Annotated in this window: 19 protein-coding genes and 2 pseudogenes; 16 read left to right on the forward strand and 5 right to left on the reverse strand. The window is 63.9% G+C overall.

The window, feature by feature from the left end; all coding sequences use genetic code 11:
* Nucleotides 1–880 precede the first annotated feature (880 nt).
* Complete coding sequence (locus tag M3461_11335) at nucleotides 881–1,714, forward strand: polyphosphate kinase 2 family protein (GenBank protein MDQ3774902.1); 834 nt, start codon at nucleotides 881–883, stop codon at nucleotides 1,712–1,714.
* A gap of 12 nt (nucleotides 1,715–1,726) precedes the next feature.
* On the opposite strand, the gene M3461_11340 is transcribed toward M3461_11335, so the two are convergent.
* The 3 genes from M3461_11340 to M3461_11350 form a co-directional block, all read right to left on the reverse strand.
* Nucleotides 1,727–2,305 (reverse strand): DUF2959 domain-containing protein, encoded by a 579-nt coding sequence (locus tag M3461_11340; GenBank protein MDQ3774903.1) that lies wholly within the window; start codon nucleotides 2,303–2,305, stop codon nucleotides 1,727–1,729.
* Between the two features lie 152 nt (nucleotides 2,306–2,457).
* A complete protein-coding gene (gene lon / locus M3461_11345; protein MDQ3774904.1) occupies nucleotides 2,458–4,905 on the reverse strand; it encodes an endopeptidase La in 2,448 nt (815 codons plus the stop codon).
* Nucleotides 4,905–5,318: an Hsp20/alpha crystallin family protein gene (locus M3461_11350; GenBank protein MDQ3774905.1), complete on the reverse strand. Its 414-nt coding sequence runs from the start codon at nucleotides 5,316–5,318 to the stop codon at nucleotides 4,905–4,907. The genes lon and M3461_11350 overlap by 1 nt, the downstream gene beginning before the upstream one ends.
* 373 nt (nucleotides 5,319–5,691) lie before the next feature.
* Here M3461_11350 and ald point away from each other — a divergent pair, with 373 nt between their 5' ends.
* Complete coding sequence (gene ald, locus M3461_11355) at nucleotides 5,692–6,798, forward strand: alanine dehydrogenase (protein ID MDQ3774906.1); 1,107 nt, start codon at nucleotides 5,692–5,694, stop codon at nucleotides 6,796–6,798.
* Between the two features lie 104 nt (nucleotides 6,799–6,902).
* A complete protein-coding gene (locus M3461_11360) occupies nucleotides 6,903–7,313 on the forward strand; it encodes a secondary thiamine-phosphate synthase enzyme YjbQ (protein ID MDQ3774907.1) in 411 nt (136 codons plus the stop codon).
* Between the two features lie 219 nt (nucleotides 7,314–7,532).
* On the opposite strand, the pseudogene M3461_11365 reads toward M3461_11360, so the two are convergent.
* A pseudogene (locus M3461_11365) lies at nucleotides 7,533–8,037 on the reverse strand (DUF1269 domain-containing protein).
* A 314-nt stretch (nucleotides 8,038–8,351) separates the two neighbouring features.
* Between M3461_11365 and M3461_11370 the strand changes: the two are divergent.
* Complete coding sequence (locus M3461_11370; GenBank protein ID MDQ3774908.1) at nucleotides 8,352–8,501, forward strand: hypothetical protein; 150 nt, start codon at nucleotides 8,352–8,354, stop codon at nucleotides 8,499–8,501.
* 410 nt (nucleotides 8,502–8,911) lie between these two features.
* Nucleotides 8,912–12,394 (forward strand): DUF748 domain-containing protein, encoded by a 3,483-nt coding sequence (locus M3461_11375; protein ID MDQ3774909.1) that lies wholly within the window; start codon nucleotides 8,912–8,914, stop codon nucleotides 12,392–12,394.
* Nucleotides 12,395–12,409: 15 nt separating this feature from the next.
* Here the strand turns inward: M3461_11375 and M3461_11380 are convergent.
* Nucleotides 12,410–12,734: pseudogene (locus tag M3461_11380) on the reverse strand (GDP-mannose 4,6-dehydratase).
* A gap of 301 nt (nucleotides 12,735–13,035) precedes the next feature.
* Between M3461_11380 and M3461_11385 the strand changes: the two are divergent.
* The 11 genes from M3461_11385 to M3461_11435 all read left to right on the forward strand — a co-directional run bounded on the left by M3461_11385 (nucleotide 13,036) and on the right by M3461_11435 (nucleotide 25,813).
* Nucleotides 13,036–13,842 carry an MBL fold metallo-hydrolase gene (locus M3461_11385; protein ID MDQ3774910.1) on the forward strand — a complete coding sequence of 269 codons (807 nt, stop codon included), beginning with the start codon at nucleotides 13,036–13,038 and terminating at the stop codon, nucleotides 13,840–13,842.
* Between the two features lie 27 nt (nucleotides 13,843–13,869).
* Nucleotides 13,870–14,811: a glycosyltransferase gene (locus M3461_11390; GenBank protein MDQ3774911.1), complete on the forward strand. Its 942-nt coding sequence runs from the start codon at nucleotides 13,870–13,872 to the stop codon at nucleotides 14,809–14,811.
* 54 nt (nucleotides 14,812–14,865) lie between these two features.
* Complete coding sequence (locus M3461_11395; protein MDQ3774912.1) at nucleotides 14,866–15,585, forward strand: acylneuraminate cytidylyltransferase family protein; 720 nt, start codon at nucleotides 14,866–14,868, stop codon at nucleotides 15,583–15,585.
* A gap of 5 nt (nucleotides 15,586–15,590) precedes the next feature.
* Nucleotides 15,591–16,559 carry a phosphoglycerate dehydrogenase gene (locus M3461_11400; protein ID MDQ3774913.1) on the forward strand — a complete coding sequence of 323 codons (969 nt, stop codon included), beginning with the start codon at nucleotides 15,591–15,593 and terminating at the stop codon, nucleotides 16,557–16,559.
* A 2-nt stretch (nucleotides 16,560–16,561) separates the two neighbouring features.
* Entirely contained in the window at nucleotides 16,562–17,314 is a 753-nt protein-coding gene (locus tag M3461_11405) for an SDR family oxidoreductase (protein MDQ3774914.1), read from the forward strand.
* A 52-nt stretch (nucleotides 17,315–17,366) separates the two neighbouring features.
* On the forward strand, nucleotides 17,367–18,131 hold the full coding sequence (locus M3461_11410) for an ABC transporter permease (GenBank protein MDQ3774915.1): 765 nt from the start codon (nucleotides 17,367–17,369) through the stop codon (nucleotides 18,129–18,131).
* Nucleotides 18,132–19,076 carry an ABC transporter ATP-binding protein gene (locus M3461_11415; GenBank protein MDQ3774916.1) on the forward strand — a complete coding sequence of 315 codons (945 nt, stop codon included), beginning with the start codon at nucleotides 18,132–18,134 and terminating at the stop codon, nucleotides 19,074–19,076.
* Nucleotides 19,076–22,078, forward strand: a complete 3,003-nt coding sequence (locus M3461_11420; protein ID MDQ3774917.1) for a DUF115 domain-containing protein — start codon at nucleotides 19,076–19,078, stop codon at nucleotides 22,076–22,078. The genes M3461_11415 and M3461_11420 overlap by 1 nt, the downstream gene beginning before the upstream one ends.
* A gap of 2 nt (nucleotides 22,079–22,080) precedes the next feature.
* Nucleotides 22,081–22,938 (forward strand): hypothetical protein, encoded by an 858-nt coding sequence (locus tag M3461_11425; GenBank protein MDQ3774918.1) that lies wholly within the window; start codon nucleotides 22,081–22,083, stop codon nucleotides 22,936–22,938.
* Nucleotides 22,939–23,147: 209 nt separating this feature from the next.
* On the forward strand, nucleotides 23,148–24,806 hold the full coding sequence (locus tag M3461_11430; protein ID MDQ3774919.1) for a hypothetical protein: 1,659 nt from the start codon (nucleotides 23,148–23,150) through the stop codon (nucleotides 24,804–24,806).
* A gap of 131 nt (nucleotides 24,807–24,937) precedes the next feature.
* Nucleotides 24,938–25,813 (forward strand): sulfotransferase domain-containing protein, encoded by an 876-nt coding sequence (locus M3461_11435; GenBank protein ID MDQ3774920.1) that lies wholly within the window; start codon nucleotides 24,938–24,940, stop codon nucleotides 25,811–25,813.
* Nucleotides 25,814–26,155: the final 342 nt, after the last annotated feature.

Below are 26,155 nucleotides of genomic sequence, written 5' to 3' on the forward strand. Positions count from 1 at the left end.
CAGCTCCGCGCCGTCATCGTTGGTCGGATACTATCTGTACGCATCACCCTCCTCCATCGCCGAGTGCCCTAGGCGCCCACGCTCCCTTGTAGCAAAACAACCGCTTTCAGACTGTGACGCCTGTCACAGTTTTCTGTGACGTGTGCGACATTTCACATGCCAACGAGCCATGCATGCGCGCTCGCACCCCGGTGGATCCGAGTAGTCCAACGCAACTTGTTGATCGGTGGCGGCTAGTCGCGCACCGATCGAAGCACGAGGGCACGGACCTACCGCGCGGACCGAAGATAGCCGGCGTCGTCCCGGGACGACAGGACAGGCTGATCGTGCAGGCGTTCACCAACACGGCGGGAATCCGGTGAGCGCCGAGGCGGACAGGACATGAACGGCATCCACGCGGCCTTCACCGGGCGCATTGGCAAGGATGCCGAGGTTCGAAGCAACGCAACGGCAAACCCTAGGCTTCCTTCCCCGTGGCGGTAGACGCCAAAAGCGACGGCGAGACCCCGGCGAGATGGGTGCGGGTGTCCCTATTCGGTGATACCGTGAGCGCCCTGGCCCCAAGGCTTCTCAAGGGCACCCAGGTTTACTGTGAGGGGCGCCTGAGCCTCGGGACCTGGACAGGCCACGACGGTGATGCCAAGTCAGTCGGGGCTCAACCTTGCGGCGTGGGAACGTCCAGCCCATGGGGCAGATCGAAGGCGGAAGCCCAAGGTACAATCACGCGATGAACAGACGAGCTGAGGTTTTGACGATCGAGGAGCGTATGATCCCGGATCCTCATAATGCAGGCCGAGAACAGGACGGGCGATTCTTTCTCGGCGGGCGATCCGGCCGGCAGCGGTTTATAGGCCACTATGACGTTTAACGGGTAGCGGTAATGAAATACCCCAGGCTCGACCTTGACGAGTATCGTCTGTCTAGCTCAAGCAGGGCCCGCTTTTCACTTAAGGCGATCCGGCCCAACGATGTGCAGGGCTGGGACAAGGCCGCGGCCAAGGCGCGGCTCAAAGAGAATCTAGTGGCCCTGGACGAGCTCCAGGAACGCCTTTACGCTGAAGGCGAGCGGGCTTTGCTAATCGTCTTTCAGGCCATGGACGCGGCGGGCAAAGACAGCACCATCGAAGCGGTGACCGACGGGATCGATCCGCAAGGGTGCGCGGTGACCAACTTCAAGGCCCCCAGCACGCTGGAACGGGCCCACGACTTTCTCTGGCGCGTCCATCTGCACGCCCCTCCCAAGGGCATGATCGGTATATTCAACCGCTCCCATTACGAGGACGTCCTCATCGCCAAGGTAAAGGGGTTGGCACCCGCCACGCTGATCGAAAAACGCTATGCGCATATCAACCATTTCGAGCAGCTCTTGGTCGACCACGGCACGCGGATCTTGAAAGTCATGCTGCACATCTCGCCCGAATACCAGTTGGAGCAGTTCCGGGATCGGCTCAAGACGCCCTCCAAGCACTGGAAGTTCAATCCCGACGATCTCAAGGAGCGGGCCTTCTGGGACGACTACATGGAAGCGTATGAGGAGGCACTGCGCCGCTGCTCCAGGAAGTATGCGCCGTGGTATGTCGTGCCCGCCGAGCACAAGTGGTTCCGCACCATGGTGGTAAGTGAGCTTATTCGCAATGTGTTGGAAGGTATGGACCCGCGCTACCCGACGCCAGCTTTTGATCCGGATCAATTCGATCCGGATAGTCTCGTATGAATCTCACGACGTTCATGACACCTGCTCCACGTTCATCGCATCGATGAAGCGATTCGCCTCTCGAATCGACGCCTCCATCTCCCGAATAAGCACCGCGATGTCCGACTCGATCGAAGCCAGGTTGCCCTTGAGTGAGGCGATCGCTCGGGCGTTGAGGTTGTGCTTGAGAAACAGTACCTGGTCGTGAAAGGCGGCTAAGACGGGGTGCATCTTGGCTTCAGCGCGCTTCATCGCCCGGATGAGCTGACCATATTGGGCGCGGGTCTCTTGCAGCCGCCGCTCACTGCTGCGCCGCAAGGCCACGCTCGTATATTGCTCGAGCTCGGCCTCCCACTCATCGAACAGCGCCTCGGCCACATCTTCCACTCCCGCGATGCGCCGGTGTACGTCGGTGGCTCGCGCCTCACTTTGCTCGTACTCGCTCTCTAGTTGATCGTACTTCTCTTGGAGTGCGCCGCCTTTAACGCCAGTGACCGCGATAAATCTTTCCAAGGCGTCCTTGAACTGTTCTGCCGCTTGCTCCTGGCTATCTCGCGCCTCCTCCACCCGGTCGACGAGGATATCGCGCTTGGGAAACCCAAGATGTTCCATCGCGTGGTAATAGGATGAAGAGCAGGCAGAGATGAGGATGACCACTAACGACCGCAACGTACGCACCGATCGGCCTGGTTTTGGTAACCCTATCAACGCCGTTTCCTTCGCCCGAACCGAGAGATGAGCGCGGGTGGCCTGGCTCGCGCGCCTCAGCTCGCCTGACGGGGCACGTCGGTGGGGTTCGGTGTGAGCGCATGTCGCAGGACCTCTTCGGCATGGTCGACGAAGATGAAGGAGAGCTGCCGGCGGAGCTCCTCCGGCACCTCCCCGAGGTCCCGCTCGTTCCGGCTCGGCAGGATCAGCGAGCGGATACCTGCCCGATGCGCCGCCAGGACCTTCTCCTTGATCCCTCCGACCGGAAGCACCTTGCCCCGCAGCGTGATCTCGCCCGTCATGGCCACCTCGCTCTGCACCGGCCGCCGGGTGGCGAGCGAGGCCAGCGCCGTCATGATCGTCACGCCGGCCGAAGGCCCATCCTTGGGGATGGCCCCGGCCGGCACGTGCACGTGGATGGTCTTGCCCTCGAAGAGCTTGGGATCGATGTCGAGCGGCTCGGCATTGGACCACACGTAGGAGACGGCGGCCTGCGCGCTCTCGCGCATGACGTCGCCGAGCATACCGGTAAGGACCAGCCGCTCTCCGGTGCTCGGCATCATCGTCACCTCGACGAACAACACATCTCCGCCGGTCGGCGTCCAGGCCAGACCCGTCGCGATACCCGGGCGGGTGGTCCGCTCTGCCACCTCGTCGAAGAACCGCGGCTGGCCGAGGTACGCCACTACGCTGTCGGCGGTGATCCGGACCGACTCGCGTTGTCCCTCGGCCAACCGACGGGCCACCTTCCGGGCCACCGCTGCGATTTCCCGATCGAGGTTCCTCACGCCGGCCTCACGGGTGTATCCCCTCACGATTCGGCGGATGGCTTCCGGCTCGAAGGAGAGCTCGTCCGTCGCGAGGCTATGTGCGGCCAGCTCTTTCGGGATCAGATATTGTCTGGCGATCCCGATCTTCTCCTCGTCCGTGTATCCGGACAACACCAGGATCTCCATCCGGTCACGCAGGGGCCCGGGGATGGTGTCGAGTGTGTTGGCGGTGGCGATGAACAGCACCTGCGACAGATTGAAAGACACCGCGAGGTAGTTGTCCACGAAGGTGTGGTTCTGGGCCGGATCCAGCACCTCCAGCAACGCGGAGGATGGATCACCGCGCCAGTCCGCTCCGATCTTGTCGATCTCGTCGAGCATGAAGACGGGATCACGTGTCTCCGCTCGCCGGAGCCCCTGGATGATGCGGCCGGGTAGCGCACCGATGTACGTCCGCCGATGGCCCCGGATCTCGGCCTCGTCCCGCACCCCGCCCAGAGACATGCGGGCGAACTGCCGACCGAGGGCCCGGGCGATGCTCTGGCCGAGGCTGGTCTTGCCGACCCCGGGGGGGCCTACGAAGCAGAGGATCGGCTCGCGCGCGGGACTGTCGCCCGTTACAGGCGGTGGCTCGGCGGGCACGGGTGCCACAGAATGGCCCGCCCCGACTTGGCGCTCCTGCCGTAGCTTCTTGACGGCCAGGTATTCGAGGATCCGCTCCTTGATCTTCTCCAGATCGAAGTGGTCCTCGTCCAATACCTGCCGGGCCCGGTGGATGTCGATGGTCTCGCCGCCGAGCTTGCTCCAAGGCAGGCTCGCCGTCCACTCGAGATAGGTGCGGATCATGCCGTGCTCCGGCGAGGACGGGGAGATCCCCGCGAGTCGGCCGAGCTCACGCTCCGCCTCACGCCGTGCCTCATCAGGCAGACTCGCCTCCTCGATCCGTCGGCGCAGCTCGGTCGCTCCGCTGTCGTCCCCTGCGTCCTCACCAAGCTCCCGTTGAATGGATTGGAGCTGCTCGCGCAGGTAGAACTCGCGCTGCTTCTTGGAGAGCCGCTCCTCGGTGTCGGTCGTGATCTTCCGGCCTAGCTCGCGCACCGCGACTTCGCGCTGCAACAGGTCAATCAGTCGCCGAAGCTTGGCCGTGACTGGGTCCATCTCGAGGAGCTCCTGCCGTGCGGCCACCTCGAGGGGAACCACCGATGCGACAAAGTAGACCACGTGGCGGGGATCGGTGATGTTCTCCATTGCGGCCGCCAACTCGTCAGGCAGCTCAGCGGATGCCTCCACGAGCCGGCGGAAGATATCCACCACGGCACGCCGCAGTGCGTCCACCTCCGTGGCCTGGCCCGTTTGGTTCCCGGCTATCTCGATGCGCGCGACCAGATACGGCTCCGTCCCGATCCATTCCAGCAGTCGGATCCGCTCGATGCCCTGGACCAGTAGGCGCACCTTACCGTCAGGTACCCGACCTAGCTGGTGGATCACCCCTACGGTTCCAACAGGGTAAAGGTCTTCGGGCATGGCCGGCTCGACCTTCGCATCGCGCTGCGCCACCAGCGCCAGGAGCCGGTTGCCGCGCATGACCTCATCGACGAGCCGAACGGAGCGCGGCTGTCCTACGGCTAGCGGGAACGCCGTGAGCGGGAACGGGACCATGTCCCGGAGCGGCAGGACCGGGAGCGCATCCGGGATTGCGAAGTCCCCGGGGCCAGCACCAGACTCTACTGCCATCAGCCGGCTTCCGCTCGCTTGGGCAGGGTGATGCGGAGCAGGCCACGGTCGTAACGCGCCTCGACTCGCTCGGCGTCCACAGGGGCCGGCAACGGCAGCTCCACCCGGAACGGGCCCTGGCGGATGCCGGCCGCATGGTACACGGCCCCCTCTTGGCACGAGGGCAGTTGGCGGCGCCCTTCGACGACCAGCACGTCCTCGAAGAGCTGCACCTCAAGCTCGTCCTCCTCGACACCGGCGAGGTCTACCAAGATCTCAACCGTCGTCGCAGTCTCGTAGGTGTCCGCATCGGGCCGCCAGCGCGGCTGCACGAGAAGGCGCACGCGATCGCTCTGCCAGATGTCGCCCAATGGCAATGTCTGGCCGGGGCGTACCACCATCGTATAGCGATAACTCAAGCGTCGGTAGCGCATTGCCGGCTTCCTGTGCCCGCTTCACGTTACTCGACGCCACTCCAACGGTCAATCAGATGACCCATGGGCGGGTCGTGCACCACATGCCGTCTTCGACCTGTCCGTCTCGACCGGCGGAGCCCTCGACGGTCTTCCCCTCGAAAGGTTTCCCCGATACGGGCGGTTGTGTCACATCGTTGGAGGCGTTTACGGTGTTTGCATCGATTGCGATCAAGCGATAGGCTACATTCGATAGGCTACAAGGGCCTGCGTGCGTATCCAAGCGCGAAGCGCTGGCTCAGCGGCCGGGCGAGGCAGGAACGAGCAACTCGCTATCGCGAGCGATAAGGCGGCGAGCTAGGCAGGCGCCATCGCTCGCTTTGGTGATAGCAGCGTGAAGATCGGGGTCCCAAAGGAGATCAAGGACAAGGAAAACCGCGTGGCGCTCACGCCGGCGGGCGCTCGCGCCTTGGGAGAGGCGGGGCATGAGGTGCTGGTGCAGGCCGGGGCGGGGCTCGGCTCGGGTTTCCTGGATACAGAATACCTCGCCGCCGGTGCGCGCTTGGTGGACGTCGAGGAGGCCTGGGATGCGGAGCTCGTCCTCAAGGTCAAAGAACCCCTCGAATCGGAATATGGCTATCTCAAGGACCAGATCCTCTTCACCTATTTGCATCTCGCGGGCGCGCCGCGGGCCCTCGCCGAGGCCTTGCTGGCGAAGCGGACCAGCGCCCTCGCCTACGAGACCTTGGAAGATGCGCGCGGCAGGCTGCCGCTTCTGGCGCCGATGAGCGCCGTCGCGGGGAACATGGCGGTCACCGTGGGCAGCTATTACCTGGCGCGGTTCAACGGCGGACGGGGCACGCAACTCGGGAGCGTTCTCGGCACACGCCACGGCAAGGTGGTGGTGATCGGCGATGGGGTGGTCGGCCGGCATGCGGCGCGCACCGCCGCCGCCATGGGCGCTCACACTTACATTGGCGGCCACGAAGAGCGGCTGCCCGAGATCAGACGGGAGATCTCCGACAGCGTAGATTTCTTCCTCTCGAGCGCCGAAAACATCGCGATGCATCTTAGCAACGCCGATCTCGTGGTCGGGGCGGTGCTGGTCCCGGGGGCGAAAGCCCCGCGTGTGGTCACGGAGGAAATGGTCAAGGGCATGCCGCGCGGCTCGGTGATCGTGGATGTGAGCATCGATCAAGGCGGTTGCATCGAGACCTCTCGGCCAACGTCACATTCCGCACCCGTGTTCGAAAGACACGGCGTCATCCACTACTGCGTGACCAATATGCCGGGGGCTTATCCCAGGACCTCGACGCTCGCGCTCAGCTCGGCGACGTTACCCTATGTCTTGCGGCTGGCGGATGGGGGGCTGTCGGCGTTGCAGGGAGACACGGGCTTTGCGAAGGCGCTCAACACCTATCAGGGCTACATCACCTGCAGGCCGGTCGCCGAAGCCCTGAGCCTAGAGGATCGCTACCGACCGCTTAAGCTAAAGGAATAGGTTTGCTAGAGTAGCGCTGTGCCCACGATCAACGGGCGTTGGTCCGGGGCCTATGGCACACGTTATATCCTCGATGCGCGAGATGCGTTAAGGCGGGTACCACCCTGCAACAGGTCATACGGATCGGCAGCCACGAACGGGAGGAGCTTATCGACATCACCGCCGAGGTCGCGGCGTTCGTTGAAAAGAGCGGCGTGCAGCAGGGCCTGGTCTCGGTCTACGCGCAGGGCTCGACGGCCGCGGTCATGATCCAAGAGAACTGGGACGAGAGCGTGCAGCGCGATGTCGTAGACCTGCTCCGCAAGCTCATCCCCAAGGGGGTCTGGTTGCACGATGCTCAGGACGGCAACGGGGACGCCCACCTCAAGTCCGGGATCGTCGGCCCTTCGGAGACCATACCCGTGATCGACGGCAGGCTCGGGCTCTCGCGCTGGCAGAACATCTTCTTCTGTGAGTTCGACGGGCCGCGCAGTGATCGGCGCGTGCTCTGCACCCTCATCGCGGACCGGGATTAAGGGTTCGTCCCAACCCCACGCCAGAAATATCGGTGAACGCCCAGAGGCTGTGAAAAATTGGCCGCAGGGGATCGCGAAGCGCTGGGTTGATATGCGATCGTTACCCCATGCGCCCTGCCTTCCCGATGTCCCTCCGCCTCATATCGCTCCTCCCACCGGTAAGGATCCGCGCGTCTCTACCCCATACGGCAAACCCCGCCGCGCGGGCTCTCCGCGGGCCTACGGTGCAGGCAACCCTGCCGATGACAGAGCCTTGCGCAGCGCCTCCTCTTGGTCTTTCGTCAGAGATGTCTGGAGCACTCTTCCTTTGAACTGTTTCAGCGCTTCGAGCACCTTGTCGGCCGTCATCTTGCGAAACAGCACAAATAGAGCGGATGTCCCTGGTCTCAGTGTTGATCCGAGATCTTTCATGAATTCATCGGAAATCCCTATGTCGGAGAGTAAGCCGGCGAGAGCGCCGCTTCCAGCCCCAACCGCTGCGCCCAGCAAGGGATTCATGAAAATCATCCCGATCAACATTCCCCAGAAGGTGCCACCCACCGCACCGGCAGCGGTGAGATTAGCCGCCTGGTGCAGTGTTACTTACCTTTCCGTTGTCGTCTTGCGTTACAACAACGATGTCTTCCATCTCGATGAGATATTCCTTCTGCATTTTCGCCAACGCGGCGCGCACCTCAAAAGCCGTGTGCTCATCGTTAAATCCAATGATGACTAAATCGCTCATGATTCTCTCCTTCACCTAGGGGTCGATCACTATAGGTTAATAGTTACGCTTGAAAGAAGGAGGGTAAAGCGCGCCAGAAGTATAGCACATCTCCTATTGCTGTCGGTCAAGATCCGTTCCACAACGAGCGTTGCGGGCAGCTCTGCGCTAAGTCACGGCAATCCCCAGGGATTTGCTTCTGACACTGGAGGAGGGAGGCGAGAGGTACCAGCAGAGGAAGAAGCGCGAGCATCGGCCGTAACGTCTACATTTATACCAGTAATTCTTGCCGATGGGCCCTCGCCCAGGCCTCGATCGCATCGGGCCTACTGCCGATGGTGATCGCCGGAAAGGCCCCGCGACCCACGGCGCGGATGCTCACCGGCCTGCCCACCTGCGAACACCTGCTCCATCTCGCGCTGCAGGCGCTCGAATTCTCCGAGAATATCACCACATGGCTTTATACCTCCTCGAATAGTGGCTGATGCCGTAGCGATAAGCGCAAGCGTCGTTCTACACCGGCCGCTGAGTAAATCCCCTTGCCTAACCTGCGATATCCAGGACAGATCCGATTGCAAGAGCGGAGTGCCGAATGACGAGGGGCGATCGCATGCCGAGGCAAGCTACCGAACGGCCGTCATCACTGCCGTGGGACGGGCACTCCTTGACCCGACCATCCCCCTTTGGCCCTCGCTCGCCCGAGATGCCAAAACACCCCGAAGCTTGGCGCTTCGGGCCGATGAAGGGCCCGAGAACCCCCGATTCAGACCGAGGACTCGCATGCTTGACAACTCGCTGGTCGACCACTACCCTTCTTCGAGGCGAAAAAGGGTGTTATATCGAACTTCGATGGGTTGGTGGCAATCGTCAAAAGTGCGATCGTGAAGGATAAGACATGGGCTCGCATCAGGATCGAACAAAAATGAAACGGCTCGTTCAGCGGGTCAGGAATCCCTGGGTGCTTGGTATTGCCGCGGCGCTGGCCTTATACGCTCTCGCCGGGTTTCTGCTCATCCCCTATCTGGTGCGGCATTATGTTCCGAAGCTGGCTGGTGAGCAGCTCCGGTGTCAGGCCGCTGTCGCCGAAGTGCGGTTTAACCCCTTCCTCTTTGAGCTCGAGGCGAAGGACTTTGCCTTCAAAGACGCGGCCGGGGAGGCGATATTTGGTTTTCAGCGCCTGTTCGTCGATTTCGATCTGGAAAGCCTGTTTCGCTGGGCATGGACGTTTGCCGATATACGGCTTGAGGGTTGGTCCGCAGATTTGGTGATCGATCGGGAAGGCCGGCTGAACCTGGCCAAGATCGCCGCTGCGCTGCCGGAATCCGACGAGGCATCTCCGCCCGCAGAGAGCCCGCCGCGGCTCTTGCTCAAGCATGTGGCGCTCACAGGTGGCTCGGTGAGTTTCACGGATCGCTCCAAATCGACTCCGGTCGCGGAAACGGTTAGTCCTATCGACGTGGAGTTCGACGCAATCTCGACGCTTCCTGAGCACCGCGGGTCTCACGTAGTCAGCGCAAAACTGGCGAACGGCGGGGTATTGGAATGGAAGGGCCACGTCTCGTTGAACCCAATTCTATCGGAAGGTGAAGTGCGACTCGAGGGCTTCAAACTGGCGACGCCTTGGAACTTCATCCGTCACCAGTTGGACGTGGCTGAACCGTTAGGGGCCGTGGGCGCAACAGCTCATTACCGCTTCCGATATGACCAAGCCAAGGCCGACCTGACCGTGAACGATGTGGGCGTCAAATTGAAGGGATTGCGGCTGTCTACCCCCTCTGCTTCAGGACCGATCCTCGTCCTTGACACTGTCGAGGTCGCGGGGGCTCACTTTAACCTTGCGAGCCGGGAGCTGACCGTGCCGACATTCAACGTGCTCAACGGGCGCATCGTCGTGTCGGTGGACGAGAAGGGAATCGCCAATTGGGAGACCTTGGTGAAGACCGGTACCACCGATGCGCCGCAGCCCACTCCGCCTGCAGCCGGGACTTCGGCCGGTGCGCCTGAAGCGCCTTGGCGGGTTAAGCTCGAAGCATTGAAGGTAGCGGACGTCGGGATTACGTATGCCGATGCGAGTCATGCTGTACCCTCTATGGTCTCCGTTGGGGCTTTCAAGCTGGGGCTTGGCGCGGAAGTGGAGAGCGGCGCCGCTGCACCAAAGGCGCGGATCCGGGACTTGACCGCCAGTCTTGAGCGCATTGCCATCGCCGAACGAGATAAGAGCGATCCGCTCGCGACCTTGGATTCCATTAAGGTCGAGGGCGGGCAAATGGATCTCGAGAAACGGGAAGCCACCATCCAACAAGTGGTACTTCAGAACGGTGGCGCCAAGATAGCCCGAGATGCGAATCAAACCATCCGTTGGCTTGAATTATTCGGCCCTCGGGACCAGGCAAATGCCCACCCGCAGATCGATGTCACCGGAAGGGAGAACGAGGAGGAAGGCAGCCCGTGGCGCTTCGTGCTTAAGGCGCTCGACCTCCAGGGGTTTCACGTGGCGCTTACCGACCAAAGCATATCACCCGAGGTTGCGTACGACATAGAGGACATGAAAGTCGCCCTCAAAGACATCACCACTGACGGACAGACACCCATCGCGTTCGATGTGCAGCTCAAGATCAAGCAAGGCGGGGCGTTGAGCACGACGGGACAACTGTCACAAAAGGCCGATCGCGCCGAGGCGCAGGTCAAGATCGACGGAATAAATCTGACGCCGCTGAAGTCGCTGGTTGCACAGGTCGCGGCGCTTACACTCGAGAGCGCCGCTGTCTCTGCTAATTTGCGGGTCGATTATAGCCAAGGCGAAACCGGTCCATCACTCAAGGCGGCGGGTGCGTTTAGCCTCGATAAACTGCTCCTAAACGAATCCAAGGGCGCCAAGCCCTTCCTGTCCTGGAAGGCGCTGTCGGCCGATGGAATCGACTTCGGCCTCGGTCCCGACAAGATCTCCATCAAGGAAGTGCGAGTCGTCGAACCGGACACCACGATCGTGATCTTCAAAGATCAAACATTGAACCTGGCCGCTGCCTTCCAACAACAGGGCGCGCCATCTTCCGGGCAGCCGGCAAAGAAGGAAGAGCAGAAGAGCGATCCCGCTAATCCATTTCCAGTGACCGTGGAGCGTGTCCGGATCGAGCGGGCGAAGGTCGATTTCGCCGACCTCAGTCTGGTCCTTCCGTTCGCCGCCCGCATCCACGAATTATCCGGCGCGGCGACCGGTATCTCGTCGGCTCCTACCAACCGAACCCGGCTCCAGCTCGAGGGCCGCGTGGACGAATACGGCGAGGTCAACGTGGAGGGGTCATTGAGCCCGTTACAGCATGAGACGTTTAGCGATGTTAAAGTGGTATTCCGCAACGTTGCGATGGCACCGCTTTCGCCCTACAGCGGCACGTTTGCCGGGCGTAGGATCAAATCCGGAAAGCTCAACCTGGATCTGCAATACAAGCTTGAGGATCGCAAGGTGAAGAGCAACTACACCGTCGTCCTCGATCAATTTACCTTGGGTGAGCGGGTCGAAAGTCCGAAAGCGGTAGACTTGCCCCTCGACCTCGCGATCGCGCTGCTTACTGATAGCGAGGGCAAGATCAACGCGTCCGTGCCCATCGAAGGCGACGTGGACCATCCTGAATTCAGCGTTGGGCACCTGGTCTGGCAGGCGATCGTCAACCTCATCACCTCTGCCGTCACTGCGCCTTTCAAGGCGCTCGGCGCCATCGTCGGTGGGGAGGAGGAGGGCATTGACGCGATCCTGTTCCGGCCGGGTATCGATAAGCTCCCGCCCTCTGAGCGCGAAAAGCTCGCGAAAGTAGCGCAGGCATTGACTAAGCGGCCAAAGCTCGCGCTAACGGTACACGGGGCGTACGACCCCGCGGCCGATGGCGAAGCGCTCCGGTCAATGCAGGTGCGACGCGCCTTGGCGCAAAAGCTCGACGTCGACTTGCAACCGGACGAGGATCCGGGTCCGGTGGCCGTCGACAACGCCGAGACGCAACGCGCCCTGGAGGCGTTGTCCGACGAGCGCGAGGGCGAAGATGCCATCGAGGAGTTTGAGGCCAGCTACGAAAAATCTGAGGGCAGGAAGCCAAAACGCGTCAGCGCGGTCTTGTCGCTGATGGGCCAGGCTAGCGAGGACGTCGATTTCTACGAAAAATTATTCCAGCATCTGGTAGAAAAGGCTCCGTTGGCAACGGGCGACCTTGAAGCTTTGGCCGTGCGGCGCGCTACAGGGGTTATCAAGGAACTGACCAGCCAAGCTGGATTCGATCCATCTCGTGCCACCGCCGGGGAAATCGAGCAGGTCCCAGATACCCAGGCGGACAGCGTCCCGACAAAACTCGAGCTCGGGGCGCTTGAACGCATGGACGAACCGCGGCATTAGGTGTTGTACGCTAGCCTACATAAGGACGCACGAATAGCGCCTCCGTATGAGGACGCCATCTCTCCACACAGCGATGGAACGTGTCCTTGGCCTCGATCGCGAAGTCCTGCCCCAGCCCAGAAGACCTCGGTGCCCCGCGGACTTCACCAGGTGATCGTGCTCGGCCTCCCGAAGGTCCGCCTCGATCATCTCCGCGACCAGCGCCTCGAAACCGACCCGGGTCTCCAGCCGAGCCGGGCCCTGGGCCCCCCAGTCGCGCCGCGCATCCAGGTTGCCCAAATGGAGCTGGTCCTGGAAGCCGAGCTTGATGCGCGCCCGCGCGGGTGATCTTGCGCGTCACGATCTTTTGACAAAGGACCGCCGGTAGGCTACTTTTTGCCCCGGCGCGGGGGGAGCGCCTTTGGGAAACGACCCGCCCGGCGGGACAAGACGAAACTTCCGGTGCGTGCGCACTTCACTATCACTTATCACATCGATCTGGCTTCCTCACATCGAGCTGGATCCGGCGTTTCTTCCGGGACGATGAGATCGAGCGGGAGCCAGAGCGGTGGCGGGCACCTTGATTGGGCAGGTCCCCTCTGCGCCCTATTGAACTGATCTCGACATCCGGACCTTGAGTGAGGGAGCCGCGGGACTGATAGATGGACGGCGGGCAGATGGACGGCGGGCAGATGGACGACGGGGAGCGACTGCCGGTCACCCCGCTCGGGCAGTCGGGCTACCGCTTCGGCTTCGGCGACTGCGTGGTCTATGTCGATCCCTACCTCTCGGATTCCGTGGAGCGCCTGGAAGGCGAGGACCACCGGCGCCTCACGCCGGCACCCGCGGCCCCGGGCGCCGTGACCGATGCGAGAGCTTGCTGCATCACCCATATCCATCAGGATCACGCCGACCCCGATACGCTGATGCCGCTCGCCCAGGCCTCCGGGCACTGCCGCTTCGTGTGCCCGAACGAGGTCGCCAAGGCCCTGTGGGCATGGGGGATCGATCGGGATCGGGTCGTCATCGCCGATCGTGAGCCCATGCGGCTATCGGGTGCGCTCGCGGTGACGCCCGTGCCGGCCGCCCATGAGGACCTGGACGTCGACGAGGAAGGCCGTTGCCGTTATCTCGGCTATGTGTTCGAGTGGGCGGGACGGCGTTTCTACCATGCCGGAGACACCTCGCCCCATGAGCACCTCCTCGCCGTGCTGCGGGGCTTGGGTCCTATCGATGTCGCCTTCCTGCCGGTGAACGAGCGCAGCTTCTTTCGCAAGCGCCGGGGGATCATCGGCAATATGTCGGTGCGCGAGGCCTTCGCGATGGCGGCCGAGATCGGGGTGCGGACGCTCGTACCCATGCACTGGGACATGTTCGCCCCCAACTCGGTGTTCCGCGAGGAGATCGAGCTCGTGTACGCGCGCCTGAACCCGCCCTTCGCGCTTTCCATCCACCCCACGGCGGTATAAAGGCCCGCGGTAAAGCCGCGCCCATCCATGGACATCAGCATCGTCATCCGGACGTATAACGAGGGCCGCCACCTCGGCACCCTCTTGGAACGCATCGCGGCACAGCGCTTCGAGGACGGCCGGGTCGAGACCCTGGTCGTGGACTCGGGCTCCACCGACGACACGCTCGCCATCGCGCGTGGCGAGGGCTGCAGGATCCTGCACATCGGGCGCGAGGAGTTCACCTTCGGGCGCTCGCTCAACCGCGGCTGCGCCGCCGCCCGCGGCCAGCACCTGGTGTTCGTGAGCGGCCATTGCCTGCCCGTCGCGAGCGACTGGTTGGCCCGGCTCATCGCCCCGCTCGCGGACGGCTCCGCGGACTATGCCTATGGCCGGCAGATGGGCAACGGGGAGGGCCGCTTCAGCGAGGGCCAGCTCTTTAAGAAGTACTTCCCGGAGGCGAGCCGCATCCCTCAGGACGGGATCTTCTGCAACAACGCCAATGCGGCGCTCAGGCGCGACGTCTGGGAGCGCTACGCCTTCGACGAGGAGCTGACCGGGCTCGAGGACATGGACCTCGCCAGACGGCTTGCTGCCGACGGGCTCAAGATCGCCTACGTGGCGCCCGCGGCCGTGTACCATCTGCACGATGAGTCGTGGTCGCAGATCAGGAACCGTTATGAGCGCGAGGCCGTCGCGCTCCAGAAGATCATGCCGGACGTACATATCAGCTTCACCGATTTCCTGAGATACTTCATCGCCGGGGTCCTACTGGATATGGGCGGGAGCCTGCAGGAGCGGTGCTTTCTCCGCACCGCCCGCGAGATCGTGATGTTCAGGTTCATGCAGTACCTGGGCTCCTATCGCGGCAATCACGAGCACCGCAAGCTCTCGAGAGAGCGCAAGGATCGCTATTTTTATCCCCGGCGCGCCCTCTACCGCGAGGACGAGAAATCGATCGACCGCAAAGCGATACACCATGGCGGATAGCGCCCCCCTGGTAGATTCCCCCGATGGTAGATGCCCCCTGATGGTAGATGCTCAATGCTAGATCAGGGACTGGTCGCGCTCCTGCCCATGAAGGCGCATAGCCAGCGCGTCAGCGGCAAGAACTTTCGCCTCCTGGGGGGCAGGCCCTTGTTCCGCTGGATGCTGGACGCCCTGCTCTCGATCCCGGCCATCGGCACGATCGTCATCAACACCGATGCCCGGACCCTGCTCGAAACGGACCCCGCGATACGCTCGGAGCGGGTGCTGATCCGGGACCGGCGTGCGGAGATCTGCGGCGACCTCGTCAGCATGAACCGCATCATCGCGGACGATGTGGGCGCCGTCGTGTCGCCGATCTATCTCATGACCCACACCACCAACCCGTTCCTGAGCCCGGCGACCATGCTCTCGGCGCTCGCCGCCTACCGGGAAGCATGCCGGGGCGGGAAGGCGGATTCCCTGTTCAGCGTCAACCGCCTGCAGGCACGCTTGTACCGTGGTGACGGCTCGGCCGTGAACCACGACCCGCAGAACCTCCTGCGCACCCAGGACCTGGAGCCCTGGTTCGAAGAGAACTCGTGCCTGTACCTCTTCTCGGCCGAGGGCTTCGCCCGCACCGGGGCGCGCATCGGGAACCGGCCGCTGCTCTTCGAGACCCCGCGGCTCGAATCGGTGGACATCGATGAACCCGATGACTGGCGGCTCGCCGAGTTGCTCGCCGCCAGCCGCGCGCGACGGACCGTTGAATCACGTGGCCTGAATCAGATGACCTGAATCAGATGATAGGGCGCGCAGAGGACCCGGCAGGGCTCATGGTGCTCGTCACCTGCCCGCCCATGCTCGGGATGATGGACGAGCTGCGTGAGCGGTTTGTCGAGCGTGGCGTGGGGGTCTACTGCCCGGAGGTGGTGCAAAGTGTCTCGGAAGAGGAGCTCATCGGGCTCGTGCCGCGCTTCGAGGGCTGGATCATCGGGGACGATCCCGCCACCGCTCGGGTCCTCGAGGCCGGCCGGGCCGGGCGGCTGCGGGCCGCGGTCAAATGGGGGATCGGGGTGGACAACGTCGATTTCAGGGCGGCGCGGGCGCTCGACCTCCCCGTCACGAACACGCCCCAGATGTTCGGATCGGAGGTCGCCGATGTGGCCATGGGCTACCTCATCGGGCTCGCCCGCGAGACCTTTTTCATCGACCGCGAGGTGCGCCGGGGCGCCTGGCCCAAGCCGCGGGGCATCTCGCTCGAAGGCAAGCTCTTGGGGCTTGTGGGCTACGGCGACATCGGCAGGAACCTCGCGCGCCGGGCGCGCGCCGCAGGGATGACGGTGCTCGCCTATGACCCCGCCTTCAAGCCCGATCGCGCCCTGCCGGAGGTAGCGGCCGCGCGCTGGCCGTCGGGGATCGAGCACTGTGATTTCCTCTGCTTCACCTGCGCACTGAACGCGGACAACCGGCACATGCTGAACGAAGGGCTCTTCGCCAGGGTCAAGCCCGGGGTGCGCATCGTCAACGTTGCACGTGGGGGGCTCATCGACGAAGAGGCGCTCCACCGCGCCCTGGTGCGCGGCAGGGTGTACGCCGCGGCGCTGGATGTATTCGAGGTCGAGCCGCTGCCGGCGTCCTCGCCGCTGCGCGGCCTCGCCCGCTGCGTCTTCGGATCGCACAACGCCTCCAACACGGCCGAGGCGGTACGGCGCACGAGCGAGCGCGCCATCCGGCTCCTCTGCGAGTTCCTGGGGCTCGGGGACGGCTAGCGGTGGCCGAGGTCGCCCTCATCACCGGCGCCGCCGGGGGGTTGGGTCAGGCCCTGTGCCGCCGCTTCGGGGAGTCCGGTTATCGGGTCATCGGGCTCGATTGCGTGCAGGGCGCGGCCCACTGCGAGGCCTTCGTGGAGGCCGATCTCGAGGCCCCGTGCGCGTCCGCGGAAGGACTGGCAAGCGTGCTCGAGCGCATCCGTGGGCCGCTTTCGACCATGACCAAACAAGGTGGGGGCCTTACGGTACTCGTCAACAACGCCGCCTGTCAGGTACTCGGGCCGGTGGAAGCCTTGTCGATCGCGGATTGGCAGAGGAGCCTCTGCGTCAACCTGCTCGCGCCCTTCCTGCTGACCCAGGGACTCCTGCCCGAACTCATGCGGGCGCGGGGATCGGTCATCAACATCACCAGCGTCCACGCAAAGGTGACGAAGCCGGGCTTCTGCTGCTATGCGACCAGCAAGGCGGCCCTGGAGGGTATGACGCGCAGCATGGCCACCGAGCTGGGGACCCGGGTACGGGTCAACGCCATCGCGCCGGCCGCCTTCGCGACACCGATGCTCGAGGCCGGCTTCGCCGGCCGTGATGAGGCCCGCCGGCAACTGGGCGAGATGCACCCCGTCGGGCGCATCGGGCAGCCGGAGGAGGTCGCAGAGTGCGCGCTGTTCCTCGCCTCGCCCAGGGCGGGCTTCATCAACGGCGCGGTGCTGCGAGTCGACGGCGGCATCTCGAACAGGCTGCATGACCCGCTCTGAAGGCGCCGATGGCGCCTCGACATGGTAATCTGTGCGCGTTCTCGGCCCCGCTATGCGTGACAAGCATTATTTCGATCTGATCCTGTACAAGACCTACGCCGACATACGTGCGGATACGGCGCACACCTACGTCGGCTACCTGTGGTGGTTGATCGACCCCCTGGTCGCGATGGCGACGTACTATGTCGTGTTCGGACTATTCCTGCAGACCGAGACCGAGGATTTCATCCCGTTCCTCCTGATCGGGGTGGCGGTGTGGCAGTGGTTCGTCACGACGGTCTCCAAGGGTGCCAACACCGTGCGCGCGGCGGCATCGCTCATCAGCCAGGTCTACATCCCCAAGCTGGTCTTTCCCACCGTCGCGATCCTCATCGCGTTCCTGCACTTCGTGGTCGTGCTCTTGCTCCTCATCGCGTTCTGCATCGTCTATGGCCTGAGCTTCTCGCCGCCTTACGCGGCCCTCGTCGTCATCGTCGCGGTCCAATTCGTGTTTTCCGGCAGCCTCGCCTATCTCCTGGCCGCGCTCATCCCCTTCATCCCCGATCTCAGGAACTTCGTCGATTACGGGCTGCGCATGCTCATGTTCCTCTCGGGGGTGTTCTTCCCGGCCGAGCACCTCCCCGAGTGGGCCAGGCCGTGGTTCTACATCAATCCCATGGCCAATCTCATCGAGAGCTACCGGGAGATCCTGATCCATCAGAGATGGCCGGACTTCGGCGCCCTGGGCCTGGTGGCGCTCCTCTCCTGCGCCATTGTGGTCCCGGCGATCTATGTGCTGACGCGCTACGACCGGGTCTATCCGAAGGTGGTGGACTGAATGGGGCCGGGAGCGAAGCCGGTCCTCTCCTTGCGCCATGTCGGGGCCTCGTATTGGTTGCGCAAGGGCTTCTTCCGGCGCCGGCGTTTCTGGGCGCTCAACGACGTATCGTTCGACCTCTACCCCGGCGAGTCCCTCGGCGTCATCGGTCGCAATGGCTGCGGCAAGAGCACCTTGCTCAAGATCCTGGCCGGTATCACGCGCCCGGACAAGGGCTCGATATCCGGTGAGCCCCTGAGCGCCACCCTGCTCGCCTTGCAGCTCGGGTTTCTCGCCTATCTGACCGGACGGGAGAACGCTATGCTGAGCGGCATGATGCTCGGGTTGACGCGGCCCCAGATCGCCGAGCGGATCGACGCCATCGCCGAGTTCGCCGAGCTCGGCGATTTCTTCGATGAGCCCATCGCCGAGTACTCGGCGGGCATGAGGGCGCGGTTAGGCTTCGCGGTCGCGTTTCAGCTCGACCCGGACATCCTGCTCATCGATGAGGTCCTCGGGGTCGGCGATGCGCAGTTCCGCGAGAAGTCCGCCGCAGTCATGACGGAGAAGATCCGCTCCGACAAGACCGTGGTCCTGGTCTCCCATAACGCGGAGACGCTGCTGGAGCTGTGCGACCGCGCGGTGTGGCTCGAGGATGGCTGCACGCGAGCGGTGGGACCGGCGGAGGAGGTCGTCATAGCCTACCGGGACGCCTTCGAACCCCGTCGTCGTGCGCGCAGGAGGCGCAAGGTCGAGCCCGTGACGGCGGGTCACGTTGCCGGTGCCGATGGGGCCGGTGTCGATGTGGCCCGCATCGATAGGGGCCGTATCGATACGGGGACCGACGTCGCGCATGCGGTGGCGTCTCGCGATGCAGAGCGGACGGCCGAGGGCGATGGCGTGTCCAGTCAGGTCCGCGCAGCGACCGGCAGCGGTGAGAAATGCGGCACAGGGCGCGGTCCGTGATGAAGTCGAAGACGGGCGATCGAGCGGCGCAGCTCCAGATCGAGGAGCAGCGTCTCATCGAGGAGTTGCCGCTCAGGGGCGGGATCTTTTTCCCGACCGAGGCCGTTCCCGTCGCAGAGCGCGTGGCCGGCTTGAAGCGGGTGCGCGCGATCTACGAATGGTGGTGGAAACGCGAGTACGCGCCGCGGCTACGGGAGCTGCGCCGGCAATACGCCGGCAAGGGGCGCTGCTTCATCATCGGCAACGGCCCGAGCCTCAATCGCACCGATCTCACGAAGCTCTGCGATGAGGTCACCTTCGGGGTGAACGGCCTGTTCTTGAAGTTCGAAGAGATGGGCTTCACCCCGACCTTCTACGTCGTCGAAGACCATCTGGTGGCGGAGGACCGGGCCCAAGAGATCAATGCGATCAAAGGCCCGCTCAAGCTGTTCCCGTTCAATCTCGCCTATTGTCTCGATGAGGGGCCGGATACCCTCTTCTTCAACCACAGGCCGCGCCCGAGCCCAACGGGTTTCGAGTTCTCGACCGACGCGAGCCGGATCACTTACACCGGCTGCACGGTGACATTCACGTGCATGCAGCTCGCGTTTTATCTCGGCTTTCCGGAGATCTATCTGGTCGGGGTGGACGCGAGCTACGAGATCCCGAAGACCGTGGAGAGACACGATCACTATGGGGTGGCGGTCCTCGACATGCAGGCCGACGACCCCAATCACTTCCATCCGGATTATTTCGGGAAGGGCTATCGCTGGCATGATCCCCAGGTCGACAAGATGGTCGCGGCTTACGAGGAGGCGCGGCGCGTGACGGAGGCCCGTGGCGTCAGGATCCGCAACGCCACGATAGGCGGAAAGCTCGAGGTCTTCGAGCGGGTCGACTATGAATCGCTGTTTCGGGCCGTGGACGGCGCGGGGACGATGTCCCTCTTCCCTCGGGTCTTGATCCTGGACATGACCTGTCTCGGGTCGAGCTCCGCCACGGGACAGATCAAAAAGACCCTGTTCACGGGGTGGCCGGAAGGCCGCCTGGCCCAGGTGTTTGCGGCCGGGCACGGGTGCTTCGGGCTGTACCGGGGCGGTGCGGTGCCCGCGGTGCTCGGCGACCCCAGCGATCCCGTGGAGGCCATCGACTGGTGCCGTTCCTTCGATCCCGACGTCGTCTATTTCCGGCCCCATGATCACCCTCGCTATTTCCATGAGCTCGCGCTACGGGCGATCGACGCGCTCGGGGTGCCCCTTTGCACTCACCTGATGGACGACTGGCCGGCTAGGGCCGGCGCGCGTGGCCTCTACGGCAGCGACAGCTTGGCGCGGCGGCTCCCCCGGTTGCTCGAGCGAAGCGCGGTGCGCCTCTCCATCTGCGAGGCGATGTCTTCGGCCTTCGAGGCCCGTTACGGGCTCCGGTTTCAGGCCATCGCCAACGGCGTGGAGCCGGCGGTGTGGGAGGCGCTCGATGACGAGCGTGCGACGCGGCGTGCCGCCACCGAGTCCTTGTTGACGCGGTATGTCGGGGGGTTGGCGGACGACATGGGACTGCGGAGCCTCATGGATGTCGCCGAGGTCGTGGATAAACTGCACGGGGAGATCGGGGTACGGCTGGAGATCCATACGACACGGACCTGGAAAGCCAAGGCTGACGCGGTCTTCGGGAGATTCCGAGGGGTGTCGGTGCACGAGGCGGGGATATCGGAGGAGGGCTACCGGAGGCTCCTGATCGGTTGCCACCTCCTGCTCATCGCGTACAACTTCGACGCACGGAGCATCGCCTATGTGCGTTACTCGATGGCCAACAAGATGCCTGAATGCCTGGCCTCAAGCGTACCGGTCGTGGCCTATGGGCCGATGGCCATCGCCACGGTCGCCTACCTCGCCGAGCACCGTGTGGCCGAAGTAGTGACGACGCGCGATCCGGCGCTCTTGGAAACCGCGCTGCGGCGCTTCACGGGCGACCCGGACTATGGCCGAACCCTGGGCGCCCGCGGGCGGGCCTTCGCATTTGAGCGGCACCCGGCGAAGGCGGTCCGAGAACGGCTACACGCGAGCCTTTCGGAGGCAGCGAGCCAACATGGTTTCGCGCGCGACGTCAAGCCCGGGAGCTCCGACGATGCGGGTCTCTGCGGGTGCCATTTGCGTCGAGCCCGCCTCACCATCAACGAGGGGGCGCTCGTGGCCGAGGTGCTGTCCCAGACCGAGGGAGGGATCGTGGTGGCCGTGGGCGGCCGGGCCCACGACACGCTCGCACCCTTCTTGACGGGCGGTTTCACGGTACACGCCTTGGCACCGGACGCGACCGCCCGGGCCGAGCTGGCGCGGCGTTTCGGGTCGAGATCCGGGCTCGTGATCGATCCGCGGGACCGCGTCGCGACCACGGCGGTACGGGAGCTGATCGAGGAACGCGGGCTCTCCGGTGTGGATCTCCTCATGGTGGACAGCCCCCCCCTCGAGATCCTGAAAGACGTCCCCCTGCAAGAGATCCTAGGGGCAGAGCGCCGGCCGCGGTTCGTGATGTGCGCCTTCAACGAGCAGAGTGGCTATCCCCTGCACGATGTGACGCGCTTGCTTGTCGCACAGGGCTATCGGGTCTGGGTCAGCGAATGGCACCCGCCGACGCGCTTCGGGCCAAAATTTATGAAAGCGGGGCGGCGGTGGCGGCGGCTCGTGCCCTACCCCTGCCACCTCGGCAACCCGCGGGCCTGGGGTTATTGCATCGCCATGAGAGTGACAGCCGACGCAGAGACCCTCGCAGAGGCCGCGCGCAGGGCGATCGAGCGTCCCTCCCCGACTCGATCGATCCCGTGGCTGGGCCTGACGGTTCAGCGCTCCGTGACGAAGGTTCAGCGCGGCGTGACGAAGGTCAAGCGCTGGGCCAGGGCCCTGACCAACCGGAGCCGGGCCGGGATCGTGGCCTATCTCGACGGTCATCATCCCGATGCCTCGGCCAGTCTCCGCGCCGCTCTGGGGCGGCTGCGTGCCTATCGGCGCGTGCTCGACAGGCTATCCTGACCGTGTCATCGGGGCGGGCCTACAGCGACATCGCGGATCCGGCTGCGGGCGCCGCTCGGCGACTGCGGCCCGCGCGCTACTGGCTAGATGGCTGGCTGTACCGGCGCACCGTTCATGCGCAAGCCCTTTCGTGGTTGAAACATTGCCATGAAGGCCGGCCCCTCTTGGTGGTCGGCAACGGGCCGAGCCTGAACCACACTCCCCTCGACGAGCTCGCGGGGATCCCCGCCATCGGCATGAACAAGATCGACCTACTGTTTCCGCGGGTGCGATGGCGACCCACCATGGTCTTGTGCATGAACCGCCACGTCCTGTCGCAGCACGCGCTACGGTTTGCCCGGCTCGGGATCCCCCTGTACCTGTCCTGGCAGAGCCGCTGGTTCGTGCGAAGGAGCGAGTTGCCGGAGGCCCGTTTCTTTCTAAACTTGGCCTCTGATGAATTTTCCACCGACATCACCCGGGGCGTCGGGATCTCGGGCACCGTCACCTATGCGGCCCTGCAGTTCGCCTACTATACGGGGGCCGACCCGGTGATCCTGGTGGGGGTGGACCATCATTTCACCGCAAAGGGCAGACCCCACGCCCTGGTGCGCAACGATGGGGCGGATCGCGACCATTTCGACCCGGGGTACTTCGACAGGCAGAGCCCTTGGAACCTGCCCGATCTGGCGGCGTCCGAGCGCGGCTACCGTAAGGCCAGAGCCGCGTTCACCGCCGCCGGCCGGACCATCCTGAATGCCACTTTCGAGGGCAAGCTCTGCGCCTTCGATAGGATCGATATTGCCGATGCGGTGCGGATCGCCCGCGATGGATCGCGTGCCCTTTACTTCAATCCGCTTCACGCGGGGCGGGATCGGTAAACGACAACCTCATGCCTCGCGCCGGTCGATCACTGCTATGAATGCCAGAGTCGCAACAAGATCAAGGCCTCCCCCGATATCTGCCGGCCGGTCCTGGTCTACCAGATGGGCAAGGTCGGTTCCCGCTCGCTCGTCGGCACGGGCGCCTACCCGTCCGATAGCACGATCGCGCTAAAGTCGCTACGTTGTCCTGCTATGGCGGATGGGGCGTGTATCGTTCCCTAGGAACGGGCAGTCGGCAGCGCTCGGCCATGGCGCTCCTGTGGCTGTTTGTGGCGGTCGCGCTGACCGGCTGGGCAGTACAACGCTCGGCGCAAGTGGGCCGTTTGGCCGCGCCGCCCCGCTACGACGACATCAACTACTTCAACGCCGCGCTCCGCTGGTTACATCGGTGGAGCGAGCTCGGGCCCGTCGATACGCTGCTGGCGTTCTTGCAGGACCCACCGCGGGCGCCGTTTCCGGAGCTATTGGCCGCCGGCTCATTCGCGATCGGCGGGGTCGATCTCGCCGTTCCCTACCTCGCGAGTTTCTTCATCCCCTGGGTGGCCTTGCTGTGGGCGAGCCGGTTCGCGAGCCGGGCGATGGCCATAGAGCGGCTGCTCATCGGTCTGTACGTCTGCACGATTCCGCTTTTGACCGTGGGCGTGACCCAGTTCCGGCCGGACCCTTTCTGGGGCATCGTGCTGGGCGGGGCGATGGGCTTGCTCCTGACGGAGCAAATGGTCGGGGCGAGCACCCGCCACCTGATCGCGGTCGGGGCCTCGTTCGGCGCGGCTTGTCTCATCAAGACGTCTACGTTTCCGGTCACCGCGATCGCCCTGATGACAGGTGTGGTCCTCGGCGCGATCGCGGACCGCTATGCTCGGCCGGCGGATTGGTCGTGGCGGGCCGCGATCCGAGCGGCGCTGATCATCTGCGCCACCGCCGCCCTGGTGGTGTTGCCCTACTACGCCCTCGCGTGGCGCAAGATCTTCGGCTACATCTATATTAACGCGCTGGGCCGCGATGTCTATATCTGGCTCACGCCGGGCGACTGGTGGTACCACCTCGCCTATTACAGCTTCGGGGGCGCGGGCATTACGATGTTTGGCTACCAAGGGCCGTTGCTGCTGTCGCTGGTGGTGGCTGGGATAGTAGCGGCTCTTTCGAAAGCCCGGGCAGTGGGAGCGCAGTCACGCGAACCGTTGGTACGCCTCGTCGCGTTCACACTCGGCGTCGGCGTGCTGTACGCCTTGCCCACCATCGTGCCCACCAAATCACCGTATTTCGGGGCAGCCTTTGGCGCAGGGCTAATTTTCCTAGCAGTGTATTCCATCGTTCCCTTGATTGAGGTGTTTCCACAACGGGTCGGCCGGGTGCCTGTCGCCACGGGGGCGCTGCTCCTGTTGGTCGCGGCCGGCATGTCGGCGTTCCGCTGGCCTTTGGCGGAAGGACGGCCCGGCGATCCGAGGCTGGCGGATCTAACGCGGCTGCACCGCGAGCTCGTCGGCGCACTCCGGACCTTGCCGCCGATGCCCGCACCGCGCCGGCTTTGGGTCACGGCCCCGGCGCCGATCACCGCCGATGGGCTGCAATGGATGGTCGATCGCGAGGGGCTGGCGATACAGGCGGTCCACGACAATCGCGAGGGCGATCTGCCGGCACTGATGCGAAAATTCGCCGACATCGATCTCGTGTTCGCGCAGGAAGAAGGGGGGGTCTACCTGTCCAAGTTCGCACACCATCGAATGCCCGCGGCACGCATGCAGGGCGAGATCCTAGGCGCCCTCCGCGAGCGCGGCGACTTACGGATCATAGCCACGCTTCGGGAAGCGGGCGGCAAGGAGCTCTATCTGTTCCAGCCGGATCCTGCGCGTGAGGAGCTATAGCCGGGCCCGGTCGCGGTTCCCCCTCGGGCACTACCAGGACGTCGTTGTCGAGATCCTTGGCCACCACTACCACGGTGATTCCACGGCACCGGCAACCCTCACGGTGGTTGTTTAGTGCAAGGGGTTGCGTAATGCCTGCTTCGATTCCCCGCTGCCTGGTCGATCCGCTGTACCGCTTGCGTTCCGCCCTGAAGCGTTACACAACGCTAAAGGCGCCGGGATGCAATCTGGTCACTCATTTCTCCTACCACAAGTGCTTGACGTCGTATTACCAGTCGGTCGTGCGGGCGCTCGCCGCCGAGTTCGGTTTTTACTATGAACACTTCACTTCCGACTATCCGCGATTCGAGCAGGCGGCGTTGAACGACCCGCGTCAGCGAGTTCTCAGTGTCAACAACCGCAGCGACATCGCCTGGGAACGACTACCGGAGTACCGAGGCAGCCATTTCATTCGAGACCCGCGTGATCTCGTCGTTTCCGGTTATTACTATCATCTATGGACGCGCGAAGCATGGTGCATCGATCCGGGATTCGAGTGGCGACATCTGGTCGCGCATCCCTATTTCGGGCGCTACGTCGAGACACTGCCGTCCAGGCTGCCGCGCGCGGTATCGTACCAGGAGTATCTCGGCACGCTGGACCGGGAACGGGGCATGATCGTGGAATTGATCTGGCGAATCCCTCATCTCGATGAAATGCGTCGCTGGAACTTCGCAAATCCGCGTATCATGGAACTGCGCTACGAAGATATCATCGGAAAAGAGGCCAACACCTTCGGAAGGCTGCTGGAGCACTATGGATTCGCACCGGCGTTGGTCGCGCGCGGGGTTGCGTTGGCCGAAGCGAAGAGTATCAAGCACCGCTCGAAAAGCGGGAAGAGCCATGTGCGTAGCGGTGCGGTGAGACAGTGGGATGAGGAATTCACGCCTCTACTCAGGACGCTGTTCAGAGAGTGCGCAGGGGACTTACTGGTCCGCCTCGGATACGAAGCGAGCACGGAATGGTGAAACGCGCCCGTCGGCGCTGAGACCACGGGCGGCCGAGGTCCTCGCCCCGCCGGGAAGCGGGGTCCAGAATGTCCCTGTCACGCGATTGGTGAAAACGCTCCCCGCCCTGTGCGTGGTGATAACGAAATTCGGACCAGCTTGCGAGCGATCGATGTCCTCCACCCGGCCATCCGGAACTGGTTCTCGGGTCCGGCGACATCGCGATCCGGTCGGGGTGCGCACCGGCGACACCCGGACCCCCTGGGGTTGCTTGTGGCTCCGACCGTACGAGGATGGCCGTTGGTCTGAGTGGCGGATGTCCTGGCACCATTGAACAGAAGGAGGCGCCGGCCTTCCGAGCAC

The sequence above is a fragment of the Pseudomonadota bacterium genome (assembly GCA_030860485.1).
Lineage (GTDB): Bacteria > Pseudomonadota > Gammaproteobacteria > JACCXJ01 > JACCXJ01 > JACCXJ01.